This is a genomic window from Leptospira andrefontaineae, from assembly GCF_004770105.1.
GTDB classification, from domain to species: domain Bacteria; phylum Spirochaetota; class Leptospiria; order Leptospirales; family Leptospiraceae; genus Leptospira_B; species Leptospira_B andrefontaineae.
The window spans coordinates 35,382-49,686 of the sequence record NZ_RQEY01000010.1; the positions used below are offsets into that span (position 1 = coordinate 35,382).

The following is a 14,305-nucleotide window of genomic DNA, read 5'->3' on the forward strand; positions in this document are numbered from 1 at the left end:
AAGGATACTTACTCTATAAATTATGTTTGCAACTCATTTTCGATTTTATCCCTCGAAAGAATGAGTCCGCAGGCCACTCGGAAAAAAATAGACCAAAGTACCTATTCAATAATTTTTATCGAAACCGGGGTTATGTCAGGAGAAGGCTGCATAATCAGGTATCCTTGCGAATATTCTATGCCCAGAGAACGTACAACTTTCAGTTCCTCCGGAGTAGAAACAAATTCTGCGACTACCTTCGCTCCAATTCTGTGAGCAAGTTCTGTGATTGCAGAAGTCAGAATAAATGCAGTCCGATTTCTTTCCAAAGACTGGATAAATTTTCCATCTATCTTGATGAAGTCAGGTTGGATCTCCAGCAATCTGGAAAAATTAGAATGCTCTACTCCAAAATCATCGATTGCAATTTTTGCTCCCAATTCTTTCAGCTCTGCGATCACTTTTAATCTTTCCGGATTTCCGTGAAAACTTGCAGTTTCTAAAATTTCAAAAGTCACCCTGGCAGGATTGATCCCGTAGTGTTCCATTCTAGACAAAGCCCATTTCGGAAAACTTGGACTTTCTAATTCTGTTTCCGAGAGATTGATGGAGAATGAATAAGAAGAATCGGAAAATTTACGCAGTGCTTTTTCGAAAAGTATAGGACTGATCCTTCTCAAAAGTCCAGTGGACTTTGCCAGATATAAAAAACTCGCAGGTGCATAAACTTTTCCGTCTTCCACGATCCGAGCAAGGCATTCGAATTTTTCTACCTTACCCGTTTGGTTGTCCATGATCCCTTGGAAATATGGTACTACATTACCGGAATGGATAGCCTGGTTTAGTCTTTTTCCCAGATCCATATTGATCTTGTATAGATCTTGATCGTCCATCTTCTCTGAATAGGAATAGATCCCCGATTCAGAATCGAATTCAGGCTCTTGGCTTGCTTTGACAAGTGCAAGTCTCGCCTTATAATATAGATCTTTTTTTCCACTGGCAGTGGCTATAGTTGCGTTGATCCGGAAAGAAATTCCGGATGCTGTAAAATAATCGGAGCGGAGAAGTATTCGAAATGCGATTAAATGTGGTAGGAACTCCTCTTCCGGCACTTTGGAGAGGATCGCTACCTCGTCCTCGTATACATGGAAAATTTCTCCGTAACTTCCCAAAATGGATTTCATAGAATCCAGGAACTTCTTCATTAAATCCTTATAAAGAGAAACTCCGAAATCCCTTGTAGTCAAGGAAGTGGATTCAATTCGGATTAATGCCAGAAGAGAATCTTCCTTATCTTCTGCGGCAATATCCAATCTTCTTCTCAAAGATTCTAAATTGGGAAGTCCTGAGTCTCTATTATATAGCAGTGCTTCTTCTAATTTTTTATTCAGTTCAGAAAGTGAAATATCTGATTCATAAGAACGGACTGCTTCTTTTACTGTCATGAGTAGATCGTTAGAGTCCCAAGGTTTAGAAAGGTACCTATATAAGTTTGCTTTGTTCAAAGCATTTCCCACGGACTCTGCACTCGCCTGTCCTGTGAGCATGATCTTTCTCGTATTTGGATTTGTTTCCTGGATCCTGATCAGGAACTCATCACCTCGTATCCCTGGCATTACCTGGTCGCTTAATATCGCAGGGATATGAATTCCGGCCTGGTTGCATTCTTCTACGATTTGGAGAGCGAGTTCTGCACTGTCTGCAGCTTCTATCTGGTAATTTTTTCCGAAGGCGGATTTAAGTTGTTCTTTGAGTCCTCTTAAGATGATCAGCTCGTCGTCGACACATAAAATCACCGATCTTTTAGGTGATTCGTCTGATGATCCATTTTCTTGGTTTTTCACGATCGGATACTCGGAGAACTTGGAATTAGACGCGGAAAAAAAGAATTTCCGGCTCGGACCAAAGAATATTTTTATTCTTAACGAGCGTATATATAGGTCTGAGTATTAGTCTTTTAGTGTTTTTCATCTAAAATAAAAATGAACAAGGATTTAGATCCAATATTGATCGCCGGATTCAATCTCCCTTTATGATAAAAATTATCTTCGAAAACGATAAGGAAGTTTTCCTCGAACCTTCCGAAATAAACAAGCCATTATTACAAATTTCACTGGATGCAGGCATCCCTCATATACACGCATGTGGAGGTAACGCACGTTGTTCTACATGCAGGGTATTGATCCAAGAAGGAGATGAAAATCTTCTGCCCCGAAACGAAAAGGAAACTGCGTTAGCTCAGAAGAAGGGTTTTCCGGATAACGTAAGACTCGCCTGCCAAACAAAGATCTCAGGCGATATTGTACTCAGAAGACTTGTCATAGACGATGCAGACATGGCTCTTGCTTCTACATTTTCCGATTTGATCTCTGGTATAGAAAAACCCGTCGCGATCCTATTCAGTGATATTAGAGGCTTCACAGGTTTTTCAGAAAGTCATTTACCTTATGATGTGATTCATATTCTAAATCGTTACTTTTATAGGATGGGAGATAAGGTACTAAAATACGGCGGGATCATAGATAAGTATATAGGCGACGGACTTATGGCGATCTTCGGTTTAGAAGATCCGGATCCGGTTCGTACAAATCTAAATGCAATCCGTTCTGCGTTAGAGATGAGATCAGAATTAGAAGGTTTGAATACTTATCTACAAAATCATTTGGGTTCCGAATTCGAGATAGGGATCGGTATCAATTATGGAACTGCAATCCTTGGAAAGTTAGGTCATCCATTGAGTATGTCATTCACTGCGATTGGAGACACAGTCAACTCCGCAAGTAGGATCGAAACAACTACGAAGAAGGCGGGCGCAAAGATCTTAATTTCCCAAAAGGTTTATGAATCTGTAAAGGAAAGGATCAATAAGGGAAGAAGTTTCGAAACAAAATTGAAGGGGAAAACCGGGAATTATAAAGTCCACGAAGTATTAGGGACCAAGAATAATTGTGAAGGAAGCTCTTGGCAAGAAACAGGATATAGGATCTGGGACAAGATCGATCCAACGGAAGCAGGAGCCTGGCTTCGTATGGTATTTCATGCTTCTTCTATCTTCTCCGCTAATGGAGAATGGTTAGGCCTTGAAGGTTCTATTCGTTTTCCGACTATCTTAAATGATGAGAATAATCGCGGAGTTATAAAACAAATAGAAGCGATTATCCATTTAAAAGAAGAGATGGAAAAAGAAGGAAGAGTCGGAATTCCCTCATTTGCGGATATGATTGCTCTTTCCGGAGCACTTGCACTCCAAAAAGCAGGAGGACCTCAGGTTCATATTCTTCCGGGAAGAAAAGACTCCAGTTATCCGAATGGAAGAATGCTTATGCCCGTGGATAGTCCCGATGTAAAAGATTCATTGAATTATTTTTCTATGATGGGGTTCTCCACAAGAGATACTGTTCTACTCATGGGAGTCCATACTTTAGGATGGCATTCCAAAGGATCTTTCACGGAGACTCCGAATATATTCAATAATCATTATTTTAGGGACCTACTCTTGGATGGTGGAGTTAGAATGCTCGCAACAGACAGAGCACTTCTCAGCTCCGACGAAACCAAAAGAATGGTGATGGAATATGCGCTCAATGAGTCCTTGTTTTTCAAAGACTTCCAAGGGCTTTACCAAAGATTGGTAGAACAAAAACGATTGGAAGAATCCTGACTCCGTTTTTTTCTGGAATTAGATGCGATTCCAACCCGCTTTAGACAAAATCCCGGCCTACGAAGCCGGCAAACCGATAGAACTAGTCGTACGTGAATACGGAATTTCTCCGGAGAAGGTGCTCAAACTTGCTTCCAATGAGAATCCATACGGTGTATCTCCCAAGGTCTCCGAGATTATCAAAGAAGCCGTATATAAGATGCCCTTATATCCTGATGATTCTTATAAGGCTTTAAAGGACGCACTTGCAAAAGTACACGGAGTAGATGCAAAAAACGTAATACAAGGGAATGGAAGCGACCAAATATTCGATTTTGCTACCAGATCTGTTTTAAGCCCTGGAGATAAGATCCTCCAAAATGGCAAAACATTCTCCATGTATTCGATTTATGCGGGACAATGTGGTGCGGAGACGATCCAAACCAGTTCCGAACTTCACGATCTGGACCAGTTTCTGGATCTTTATAAAAAACATTCTCCTAAGATCATATTCATCTGCACTCCTTGTAATCCAATCGGAGATGCTTTGGATCAGTCTGATCTATACACTTTTCTGCAAAAAATTTCTTCCGATACGATGGTGGTTTTGGACGCAGCTTATATGGAGTTCGGAAAGACCAGAGATCCTAAAAAAGAAGTCCAAGCTTCGGATGTAATTTCAAAATTCCCTAATGTATTGTATACAAACACTTTCTCCAAAATTTACGGATTAGGTGGAATGAGAATTGGATACGGTATCGCTTCCGAAGAAATGATCCGTGCATTTTATAAGTTAAGACCTCCATTCAATGTGTCTCAACTTTCTCAATTAGCGGCCGCAACTGCATTAAGTGACAGAGAGTTCGTGGAGAATTATCTAAAATCGAACTTAAAAGAAATGATCCGTTACGAAGAGTTCGCAAAGAAGAAGGGCCTCTTCTACTTTGAATCCTATGCAAATTTTATCACGATCAAATTGGACCAAGCAAAATTAGATTCCACCCAAACCTTCGAAACATTGTTGAAGGAAGGGATCATTCTAAGAAATCTGAAAAGTTACGGATTGAATGCCTTGAGGATTACGATAGGAAGACCGGAACAGAATGACCGGGTATTAGAAAGGCTTTCGGAACTTCTATAGTAAGAAGCTCCGGTTTATTTTTCGTATAGATCTGGTCTCAGTCGGACCACTTTTTCATTTCTACTTTCTGCTTTTTTAGAGGAGAAGTTCACAGCTTCAGAACGCGCAAATTCCTTTCTGACTTGGATCGGTCCTGCGGATTGGAATTGGCTCTTTTCGTTTTTCTCTCTTTCGGATTGAAACATTCGAAACCTCCTTTTTCGTCTTGGAAGGGTAAGACCCGCTGTTTCCTTATTTAGTTTCGTCTCGAAACTGCGAATTCATTACCGTATTATGTCAAAATTTTCTAGTTCTTGATCAACATACTCCTTATCTACAACAACCGGATGTCTAGAATATTACAGAAAGATATTTCTTTTAAAGCGAAGGTAGGAACTCCTTTCCGAAAATTCAAATCTGAATATCCGAAAAGGAATCTAGATTTGATTAAGCTGCAACAGAAGATCCAGATTTTTGTGATAATACTCCTACTCCAGATAAGGTATCCTTTACAGGGCAGATCCTTTCGATATGAGCTAGTAGCGAATCCACATTTTCTTTAGGAGAATCAGTTTGGATATCTACCTTATAACGGATTTGAGAAAAGCCAGGGCGAACAGGTGCAAGTTCTTGGAACCCATCCAAATCTAGGTCTCCTTCCACGAATACATGGAAATCCTTTAATTCTACCTTGTGAGCAGGAGCATATAGAGAAACTAAAACTCCGACACAACTAGCAAGTCCACCTAACACGAGTTCGACTGGATTCGGTCCTTGGTCCGTTCCACCTAAAATTTCAGGTTCGTCCACCACCCATTTATGATTTCTGGACTGTAGGTTTAATTTCAAACCCCCTGCCCAAGAAGCCTTACTTTCGAATACAGTATTTGCCATATCTTCCTCCCGATATTGAAATCATTCGAGATCTCGGCAGGGAGATGGGAAGAACTTAATATGCTATTACGGATATTTTATACGTTTTATTGAACAAAAGAATGGACCCCTGCCCAATCAGTTAACCCTACATTTTTTCGCCAGGCAATTCACTTGCCTGTTTGATCCAGGAAGAAAGCTGAGATTCGTCTATTTTATCGTTCTCTTTGATATCCAGATAACGAACTTCCTTCTGTTTGGATTCGCCGGGAGGAAGTGGTTTCAAATGACTTCCTCTAAAGAAAGCAACCTTAACGTATTTATTAAAAACGTGAATTCCTAAAAACCAGCCATCTCCTTCAATTCCATATAAGGGAGAGTTCCATTTTACTGCCTTATGCACGTAAGGTACTGTGCGGACTATGATCTCATCAAGTTTGCGACCAATATCTTTTTTCCAACCAGGCATTGCGGAGATATATTCCTGGACCGGTCCATCTCCATAACCCTTTGCAATTTGGGGATTCCCGCCGGAAAGTAAGACCGGCTCTTTCTTTTTCGGGCTCTTCTTTTTGATTACAGATTTTTTTGCCGGAGCCTTCTTCTTAATCATCTAATCCTTTTCCTTTCAGAATATGAGGGATATATTTTTGGATCCTCGCCTCTCTCGTCTTAGATTGTTTGGCAGAAGAAAAATGAAGAAGGTATCCTCTTTGCCTACCAGGAGTTAAAGAATCAAAAGCAGATTTTAAGTTGGGAGATTCTTCCAACTTACTTAGGAATTCTTCCGGCATATCAAATTCTTTTGTCTTTTTGAAATTTACCTTAAGACCGGTCTTTTCCACATCAATTGCATTTTTGATATAAGATTTCAAAGAAGTTTTGAGTTTATCTATTTCTTTTAAATCCGTAAATCGGATCTGACGAGCAGACTGTACATTTTTTGTTTGTTGGACTAGAATTCCTTTAGGGTCTTTCAATAAAGCACCTTTAAAAAATAAAAACGCACAATATTCTTTGAAGCCGTGTATCAAAACTATATTATTGTCTTGAGATGTATAGCAAGGTTGACCCCATTTTAATTCTTCAGTAAGCCCTGAAGCTAAGGCAATCTTACGCAGAGCCTCATATTCTTTCTTCCACTGTTTGGCTTTATTAAAAAAGAAATCAACCTTCGGATTCATTTAGATCACCCTTGTAATTTTCTATCAGCCGGTCTGAAATACCAAGATACTACAGTAAGCACCAGCAATAATACCGGTCCGAAATATTCTTTTGCTCCATCCCCTGCAGCAAAATGAGAAAACACTGCTCCGGACATTGTAAAGAAAAATCCGGCATACGCCCATTCTTTTACCAAAGGATATTTCGGAACAAGCACCACGATCACTCCTAATAATTTCCAAATACCTAATATGATCATCAAATAAGCCGGATATCCTAAATGTACAAACATATCGGCTTCTTCTTTCATTTGGATCAACTGTACTATCCCGGTTGATACCATCCCTAAGGAAAGCCATGCAGTAGCGATCCAATATATAATCTTATTTTTCATGTCCAATATCCTATTTTAATTTATTTGCAGTTTCTTGTAATCTATTATGAGCCATATTGATACCTTGTGCGAAAGGCATCTTTAATAATTGGTCTCTGAGTGAGACCGATTTAAATACTATGTGCATGGTAAGTTTACTTTTCTCCTCGCCCAACGATTCAAATTCGAGAAACTCAAGTTGGACCGGAAAAGGAGAATTTTCCATCTCGAAAGTACGGGTAATCTTTTGGTCCGGAACAAATTCATGGATAACGCCGTTGAATCCGTGTTTGTTTCCATGAGGATCAGTGGTAATATATTGCCAGCTTCCATGTTTCTTCGCTTCTAATGTCAGTACTTTTGTTCCCATCCATTCTTCTACAATCTCCGGCTCAATATGTGCCTTAAAAAGTAGATCCAAAGGAAGATCAAATTCTCTGGTGATCAGCAACTCTTGTTTGCCGTCTTCTGCATCAATTTTGGTTTTTCTTTCCATATTCTATTTTCTTGATCTGTATTTTTTCATTACGGATTCTAATTTATTGAATCGATCGTCCCACATATTACGAAATGGTTCTATAAAGTCGGCAATTTCTTTCATCTTATTCGGATTCAATTGGTAATAAATTTCCCTACCATTTTGCTCCTGTTTTAACAATTCGCACTCGGTCAGTATTTGTAAATGTTTGGAAACAGTTGGCCTGGCCGTATCAAAATTAGAGGCAATTGCTCCCGCAGTCATTGCCTGAGAAGCCACCAGTAGAAGTATCGCCCTTCTAGTAGGATCGGCTATAGCCTGGAATACGTCTCTTCTTAGATTCATTATGTAGCTACTTAACTACAAATTAAATTGTAGCCATTTAACTACGCAACAAATATTTGAAATTTTTCGCACAGGGATCGGGATTGTTGGAATTCCTACATGGATTTTAGGAATAGGATTTGGTTGACCGGGTGAGGATTTTGTGATATGGGAAAGGCGGCTCCCACGGGCCACTCCCCCCAATCCCAACGCAGGGCGGGGGCGATCTTCTAACCCGTGTAGGAACTCCTACAATCTATATCATCTCCAGCTTTTGGGTAAAAATCAGATAATTAGAATTGTTTACTCGTAATTTTTACCGGAGATCTTTTTCCAGATGGACGCAAGGTGTTCTTTTATCTTTCCTTCCATTCCATTTTTAGTGGGTTTATAGAATTGAGGTGGATTGTCCAAAAGATCATCCGGGAAATAAGAGAATGGCACAAATCCGCCAAAATCATGAGGATACTTATAACCCTGACCTGCTCCTTCTTTCTTATGAGTAGAAGTAGGAGCATTTCTGAGTCGATTCGGGATCTTTAAACTTGGTCCTCTTTCTTTCACAAATGAAAGTGCAGAACCGATCCCCAAATAAGACGCGTTAGATTTAGGACAAGAAGCTAAGAATGTAGTGACCTGTCCTAAAATGATCCTTCCTTCCGGCATTCCAATTGTTTCTAATGCATGAAGTCCGGCAACTGCCAATGGTAACCCGTGAACGGAAGCATTTCCAATATCTTCGGAGGCTAGAATGATAAGTCTTCTTGCAATAAAGAGCGGGTCTTCTCCTCCTTCTAACATCATTGCTAAATAGAATAATGCTGCGTCCGGATCACTTCCCCTCACCGACTTGATAAATGCGGAGATTACATCATAATGGCTTTCTCCACTTTGGTCGTATTCGATGACCCTACTTTCTAAAAATGTTTCTATATCGGAAGCTTCTATCTGGCCTCCGGGATCTCTGGAAAGAAATAGTCCTTCTAAATTGGAGAGAAGTTTTCTGGCATCTCCTCCGGAATAACGGACCAAAAGAGAACTTGCTTCTTTTGTAATATTTGGTTTTGGGTCTAAGGATTCTATTCCTCTGGAAAGTATTTCTAAAAGATCATTCTCCCCAAGTGGTTCCAGTCTCAGGACCTGGCATCTAGATAATAGTGGTCTTGTAATTCGAAAGGAAGGATTTTCAGTGGTAGCTCCTATAAGAACTATCCCTCCTGTTTCTACCCCTTTTAATAAACTATCTTGCTGAGAAGAACTGAATCTATGGATTTCATCCAGAAAGAGAAGTATACTTCCTTCTTTCTCGGATCTCTCCAACAGTTTTTTAATATCAGCAACACCGGTGGTAACTGCATTATATTCTACGAAAGGTAATTTCCAGGTATTACCTAAAATCCGGGCAATCGTGGACTTGCCTGTGCCAGGAGGTCCGTATAGTAGAATGCTTACTGGTTCTTTATATTTTTGTAATTGAAGCTTTGCCTTTTCCTGTCCAATGACCTGAGCGAATGAACTAGGTCTGATCTTATGGGGAAGAGGTGCTCTTTCAAATAGACTGCCCAAGCTCTTCTTCCAATTCTCTTTGGATCTTACGTATGCAGGAACGGATTGTAGAATTGCATACATCGCAGGCGCTATGACAGCATACTAAAGACTGTTCTCTGATCTTTCCATCCAATACATTCTCTACCAATTCTGAAATACGAATAGGTAAAGCGAACCAATCTAAATTTTCTAAGATCAGCTCTTTTCTGGTTTTAGGAATGAGTCTGGGAGAATCGTCCATCATCTAAACTTTTTACCTTTGGTTCTACTTAGAGTCAATCCGAATGTTAGACCCCGATCCATCCGCCCTTTATTAGATAATAATAAAGAATAAAACGTGGGATCCGAAAAAGTGCTGCCGCGAAAAAAAGACCGAGCCTCATCTTCATGGCACCTGCGGCTACCGAGGTCCAGGAATAAGGCAATGGGGTAAGCGCAGCAAGGACAACCGCCCAGAACCCGAATCTTTTTACATAAACTTCTAACTTCTCTTCATGGTTTCGAATGAACTTAGTAAATACGGTTAACTTAGGAAGAAGGAATCTTCCTTGAGAATAAGAACATCCGCCTGCAAGTAAAGACCCAAAAGAGGCAAAGAAGATTACCCAAAAATCAGGCATCTTTGCGGCAACCGCTAGGATCAAAAATGTATCCGGTGGAAAGAATACATGTACTGAATCCGCAATAAAGATCGAAAGTCCTACTCCCCAAACCCCTGTGTAATCTAAGAAGAGTCCCGCTACTTGGGTAACTCTTTCATTAAAAAATCTTGCAAGAACCAGTACGATCAATAATAAGATCACACTTGCGATCAATGTTTGTCTTACCAAGGAGGAGATTACATTCTCCGTGGAGTTTTTAAGTGTTTGGGATTCGGTTTTCAAATTTTACCTGCGATGAAACATTCTTTCTAGATCTTCTCTGGTTAATTTAACCAAGGTAGGTCTTCCGTGAGGACAACGGGATGGGTTCTCACAATAACTCAAACGATTCAACATCTCCGCGATTAGATGATCCGAAAGTTGATCTCCTTTTTTCACTGCAGATCTACAAGCCACACATTTTGCCATAAGATCGTATAACTCAGGCTCAGGAACTTCTTTGCCGCCGGTACGATTTAAAAAATCCAAAACGATCTCTTTTTCATGCCCTGGCAAAAAGTAACCTGGGACTTCTCGGAGGACCATCGTATCTTCTCCAAGCGAGTCTAGTTTTAAACCTACCTCTTGGTATTCTCCAAGTCTATCTTTGATATCTTCTGCTTCTTGTTTGGAAACAGGAATACGGACTGGAGTAAGAAGCGGCTGTATCCCGTAATTTTTCTTTTTCAGTTTTCTTAATACTTCTTCGTAACGGATCCTTTCGTGAGCAGTATGCTGGTCTATGATATAAAAACCATCTTCTCCTTCTGCCAAGATAAACGTTTCAAATAAGAGTCCGAAATGTTTTTTAGGAATAAATTCGGAATGTTTGATCGGCACATCTGTTAGATCATCTAACCTGGAGCCAGGTCCGACTGCTTCTACAGGAAAGGAAGGAGAATGTTTCACTTCTTCATAAAGCGCTCCTCCTAAAAGTTGTTGTTCTGTTCCTGCAGAAGAGCCGGAAAAGGAATATAACGTGGATTCCATTTTTTTAGGTTCCGGTCTTAAAAGCCTGTTTTTTAATTCTAAAAAGCTGACTGGTGTGCTGGATCTAAGTTCTTTTTGGATCAATTGCAAGAAGAATGTATTAAATCCTTCTTCATCCAAGAAACGGATCTCTTTTTTAGCGGGATGAACGTTTACGTCTATGGATTCCGGATCTACTTCGAAAAATAGAAAGCAGTATGGGTGAGCGTTCGGAGGAAGAAGTTCATCATAACATTTTTTCAATAGATGAGAGGAATATTTGATCTCAACAGGTCTTCCATTCACAAATATGAACTGGCCGGTTCGATTCGATTTATAAAAATCGGGATCGCTGATATAACCGGTCGCCTTCCAACCTTTTCTTTCCAGTTGGACCTCCAACAAGTGGTCCCTGAAATTTTCACCGAATAAGTCTATGATCCTTTCCCTTTTATTCTTGGGAGAAAGTCTATAGATCTCCTTATGATCCTGAACGAATCTAAATCGGATATCTTCTCTTGCGAGAGCTTGGACTGTTACTTTATCTCGGATCTTCTTGTCTTCTGAACGAACTGATTTTAAAAATTTTCTTCTGACTGGGGTATTATAGAATAGATCCTCAACCAGGATCTTAGTTCCCTGAAAACCTGGGGTGGATTCTTTCGAAAGGATTTGTCCTTTTTCGGCCCTCACTTTCCAAGCGGTAGTAAGTCCTGTTCCTGTTTCAATTGTCAGTTTTGAAACCGAGGCGATGGACGCCAAAGCTTCTCCCCTGAATCCATAAGAAGAAACTAATTCAAGATCTTTTAATGTACGAATCTTACTTGTGGCATGCCTTTGGATTGCAAGAGGGATATCGTCTTCTTCTATCCCGGATCCATTGTCCGAAAGAAGGAGTGAGGTCAATCCTCCGTCTCTTGATTCGACTTCTATCGTGTCTGCACCTGCATCCACTGAGTTCTCCATCATTTCTTTCAAGACGGAGTGAGCCGATTCTATCACTTCCCCGGCGGCGATTTGGTTGATTAATTCCGGACTGAGTTCTTGGATCCTTCCCATATAGTTTGGACCCAGCTTGGAAGGAGGAAATCTTATGTCAAGATTGGATTTCCGGTTTAGATAGTGAGATTTCCAGTATGAATTCGGAACCTTTGCCTGGCACACTTTGGACTGAAATATCCCCGTCCATCTTCTGGGCGAGAGCCTTACAAAGCGCAAGCCCAAGCCCCGCTCCTTGGAAAGGTTTGGTTACTCCGGAATCTACCTGTTGGAATGGATTGAATATAGAACTGAGTTTATCTTCAGGAATTCCGATGCCCGAATCCTGAATCCTAAATCTAAGTCGATAATCCAGATTATTATCCTGGACCTTTTCTCCTATAAGTTTGACAAATCCTTTTATTGTGAACTTCTCCGCATTCTCCAGAAGGACCAAAAGCATTGTTTTAAATCTTTCTTCATCTCCTTCCACAATCTCGGGAAGGTTTTCGGCAAGAGTCACACTGAAATCCAGGTTTTTTCTGCGAATCTTGTCTTCTACTCTCATTGCCGCCTCGTAGATAGAAGCCCTGAGACTAAAACGTTTATTCAAAAGATATAATGTACCTTTCTCCAAACTGGAAGCATCCAACATAGAGCCAAGGATAACCATCATTGCGTCCCCACTTCTCTTGAGTAGCTCCAACATTTCCTGATGCTCCGGTTTGATATCTGAATCCAATAACATCTGAGTGATCCCCATGATCCCGTTCATAGGAGTGCGGACCTCATGGTCCACGTTGATCAAAAATTCACTTTTTGCTTTGTTTGCTGCTTCTGCCTCATCTCTTGCAAATTCTAATTCTCTGGTCCTTTTTCGGACAAGTTCCTCTAAGTTTGTATTTAGAATTTCTTGGACCTTCTCCCTTTCTCTAAATCCGCTCAACATTTTGCTGGATAAAGAAAGAGAATTTCCTAACACAAATATTCCAACTCCTATACCGCTCAATTCCCAAGAATCCAATACTTCTGCATGAAATAATATCTCACTAATCATAAAGAATAGAAGGAAGATAAATCCTGCGAGATAGATATAAGCCCCTGGCATTTTCTGAGAAACTGCTCTTGTCAACACAACGAGAGAGCAGACACCATTAAATACGAAGAGTAGATAAGAAGGATTGATCAGATAAGAATAGATAGCAGGCCCAGTGAATAAAGTGATGAGCGTAAATATTCCCGCGAAAATATATCCTAACTTCAGGAATTTTTTTCCGAAGTTCATCGGGAAAACTTCCAACAAAAAGTGCTGGGCCAAAGGCATTCCCATGAACCAGGAGATAAATTCAGTCCTAAGATATATCTCTGGTCCTACTAAAAAGTGTTCGGGAAATAATCTGACCCCAGTGGTGTATAATCTGAGCCCGACCGTAATGGAAAGAATTCCCAGGATCAAAGCGGAAGAATCTTTTTTATAAAAAACTGATACAAAAATATGGAATAGACCTAAGAAGAATAGCCCTCCGCAGAGTATTCCTTCTAAGTCTCTTCTATCCAAATAATAACGACTTACACATTCTGCGGTTCCTAAGATAGGAGGTTTCCAAAGTCCTCCTTTTCTATACTGGTAATTTGAAATTTCAAAATCAAGATGCGCCGTACCTTGCCATGTTGGAAGAATAGAATAACTGGTTTTAAGCTCGAGCCCTTCTTCAGTTGGATCTCCCACCTTCCCCACTTCATTGATTAATTTTCCGTTAAATAGAATCCTATAATTTGTTCCTTGGTCATAAGAAACTAAATGTAAACTTTCTACTGGAATAGAAGAGACCAAATCCACTCTATACAATGCTTTTCCGTATTTAGGGAATTCCCCCTCGTCGGAACCAGGCCAATCATGTTTAGTCCAGCTACCCGGGATAAGGCTTAAGGAAAATTTTTCGGGTTCTTTGGGAAGACTTGTATCGGGACGAGCGCCCAACCAGGCGAACTTCCAATCTCCAGTCATCCGGAAACATTTTCCCTGTTGGAGAGACTTTTCCCAATCTATAACACCATTCTCTAATAAAGCTTTTTTAGGAGAAGGTGTACAATATGCGAAAAATAAGAATACCGCCAGAAGATAGAACGGATCCTTTTTGGAGAAAATTCCCATAGAGTTGGCTATCTTTTATCGATTTGCGAGAAATCGTCCAGGACAAAATCGGACACTGAAGTC

The 14,305-nt window shown here is 40.3% G+C and carries 15 protein-coding genes; 2 read left to right on the forward strand and 13 right to left on the reverse strand.

Translation table 11 applies throughout. The features are described 5' to 3' along the window. Nucleotides 1-101 precede the first annotated feature (101 nt). Nucleotides 102-1,823 (reverse strand): EAL domain-containing protein, encoded by a 1,722-nt coding sequence (locus tag EHO65_RS04990; RefSeq protein ID WP_135773068.1) that lies wholly within the window; start codon nt 1,821-1,823, stop codon nt 102-104. Nucleotides 1,824-2,011: 188 nt separating this feature from the next. Between EHO65_RS04990 and EHO65_RS04995 the strand changes: the two genes are divergently transcribed. Further along, on the forward strand, nt 2,012-3,640 hold the full coding sequence (locus EHO65_RS04995) for a peroxidase family protein (RefSeq protein WP_135773069.1): 1,629 nt from the start codon (nt 2,012-2,014) through the stop codon (nt 3,638-3,640). 22 nt (nt 3,641-3,662) lie between these two features. Beyond that, nucleotides 3,663-4,760, forward strand: coding sequence for a histidinol-phosphate transaminase (hisC, locus tag EHO65_RS05000; protein ID WP_135773070.1), 1,098 nt, complete (start codon nt 3,663-3,665; stop codon nt 4,758-4,760). Between the two features lie 14 nt (nt 4,761-4,774). Here hisC and EHO65_RS19880 read toward each other — a convergent pair whose 3' ends face one another. The 12 genes from EHO65_RS19880 to EHO65_RS05055 form a co-directional block, all read right to left on the reverse strand. Then, nucleotides 4,775-4,945: a hypothetical protein gene (locus EHO65_RS19880; RefSeq protein ID WP_165780180.1), complete on the reverse strand. Its 171-nt coding sequence runs from the start codon at nt 4,943-4,945 to the stop codon at nt 4,775-4,777. A 241-nt stretch (nt 4,946-5,186) separates the two neighbouring features. Further along, nucleotides 5,187-5,633 carry an OsmC family protein gene (locus tag EHO65_RS05005; RefSeq protein ID WP_135773071.1) on the reverse strand — a complete coding sequence of 149 codons (447 nt, stop codon included), beginning with the start codon at nt 5,631-5,633 and terminating at the stop codon, nt 5,187-5,189. A 127-nt stretch (nt 5,634-5,760) separates the two neighbouring features. Further along, nucleotides 5,761-6,225 carry a DUF1801 domain-containing protein gene (locus EHO65_RS05010; protein WP_135773072.1) on the reverse strand — a complete coding sequence of 155 codons (465 nt, stop codon included), beginning with the start codon at nt 6,223-6,225 and terminating at the stop codon, nt 5,761-5,763. Next, nucleotides 6,218-6,796 carry a YdeI/OmpD-associated family protein gene (locus tag EHO65_RS05015; protein ID WP_135773073.1) on the reverse strand — a complete coding sequence of 193 codons (579 nt, stop codon included), beginning with the start codon at nt 6,794-6,796 and terminating at the stop codon, nt 6,218-6,220. Before EHO65_RS05015 ends, EHO65_RS05010 begins: the two co-directional genes overlap by 8 nt. A gap of 5 nt (nt 6,797-6,801) precedes the next feature. Further along, the gene (locus EHO65_RS05020; protein ID WP_135773074.1) at nt 6,802-7,170 is read right to left on the reverse strand and encodes a DoxX family protein; all 369 of its coding nucleotides are present in this window, start codon (nt 7,168-7,170) and stop codon (nt 6,802-6,804) included. Between the two features lie 10 nt (nt 7,171-7,180). Next, nucleotides 7,181-7,645, reverse strand: coding sequence for an SRPBCC domain-containing protein (locus EHO65_RS05025; protein WP_135773075.1), 465 nt, complete (start codon nt 7,643-7,645; stop codon nt 7,181-7,183). Between the two features lie 3 nt (nt 7,646-7,648). After that, the gene (locus tag EHO65_RS05030) at nt 7,649-7,972 is read right to left on the reverse strand and encodes an ArsR/SmtB family transcription factor (RefSeq protein ID WP_108927874.1); all 324 of its coding nucleotides are present in this window, start codon (nt 7,970-7,972) and stop codon (nt 7,649-7,651) included. A 282-nt stretch (nt 7,973-8,254) separates the two neighbouring features. Further along, entirely contained in the window at nt 8,255-9,517 is a 1,263-nt protein-coding gene (locus tag EHO65_RS05035; protein WP_135773076.1) for a replication-associated recombination protein A, read from the reverse strand. Then, the gene (locus tag EHO65_RS05040; protein WP_135773077.1) at nt 9,501-9,743 is read right to left on the reverse strand and encodes a hypothetical protein; all 243 of its coding nucleotides are present in this window, start codon (nt 9,741-9,743) and stop codon (nt 9,501-9,503) included. Before EHO65_RS05040 ends, EHO65_RS05035 begins: the two co-directional genes overlap by 17 nt. A 43-nt stretch (nt 9,744-9,786) precedes the next feature. Continuing rightward, on the reverse strand, nt 9,787-10,383 hold the full coding sequence (locus tag EHO65_RS05045) for a YqaA family protein (protein WP_135773078.1): 597 nt from the start codon (nt 10,381-10,383) through the stop codon (nt 9,787-9,789). A 3-nt stretch (nt 10,384-10,386) separates the two neighbouring features. Then, a complete protein-coding gene (mutL, locus tag EHO65_RS05050; RefSeq protein WP_135773079.1) occupies nt 10,387-12,168 on the reverse strand; it encodes a DNA mismatch repair endonuclease MutL in 1,782 nt (593 codons plus the stop codon). Between the two features lie 37 nt (nt 12,169-12,205). Continuing rightward, nucleotides 12,206-14,242: a sensor histidine kinase gene (locus EHO65_RS05055; RefSeq protein WP_135773080.1), complete on the reverse strand. Its 2,037-nt coding sequence runs from the start codon at nt 14,240-14,242 to the stop codon at nt 12,206-12,208. Between the last annotated feature and the right edge of the window lie 63 nt (nt 14,243-14,305).

Coding starts and splice junctions, on each gene's coding strand:
- EHO65_RS04995 (WP_135773069.1), top strand. CDS start 2,012: ATGATAAAAATTATCTTCGAAAACGATAAGGAAGTTTTCCTCGAACCT.
- hisC (WP_135773070.1), top strand. CDS start 3,663: ATGCGATTCCAACCCGCTTTAGACAAAATCCCGGCCTACGAAGCCGGC.
- EHO65_RS19880 (WP_165780180.1), bottom strand. CDS start 4,945: ATGTTTCAATCCGAAAGAGAGAAAAACGAAAAGAGCCAATTCCAATCC.
- EHO65_RS05005 (WP_135773071.1), bottom strand. CDS start 5,633: ATGGCAAATACTGTATTCGAAAGTAAGGCTTCTTGGGCAGGGGGTTTG.
- EHO65_RS05010 (WP_135773072.1), bottom strand. CDS start 6,225: ATGATTAAGAAGAAGGCTCCGGCAAAAAAATCTGTAATCAAAAAGAAG.
- EHO65_RS05015 (WP_135773073.1), bottom strand. CDS start 6,796: ATGAATCCGAAGGTTGATTTCTTTTTTAATAAAGCCAAACAGTGGAAG.
- EHO65_RS05020 (WP_135773074.1), bottom strand. CDS start 7,170: ATGAAAAATAAGATTATATATTGGATCGCTACTGCATGGCTTTCCTTA.
- EHO65_RS05025 (WP_135773075.1), bottom strand. CDS start 7,645: ATGGAAAGAAAAACCAAAATTGATGCAGAAGACGGCAAACAAGAGTTG.
- EHO65_RS05030 (WP_108927874.1), bottom strand. CDS start 7,972: ATGAATCTAAGAAGAGACGTATTCCAGGCTATAGCCGATCCTACTAGA.
- EHO65_RS05040 (WP_135773077.1), bottom strand. CDS start 9,743: ATGATGGACGATTCTCCCAGACTCATTCCTAAAACCAGAAAAGAGCTG.
- mutL (WP_135773079.1), bottom strand. CDS start 12,168: ATGGGAAGGATCCAAGAACTCAGTCCGGAATTAATCAACCAAATCGCC.
- EHO65_RS05055 (WP_135773080.1), bottom strand. CDS start 14,242: ATGGGAATTTTCTCCAAAAAGGATCCGTTCTATCTTCTGGCGGTATTC.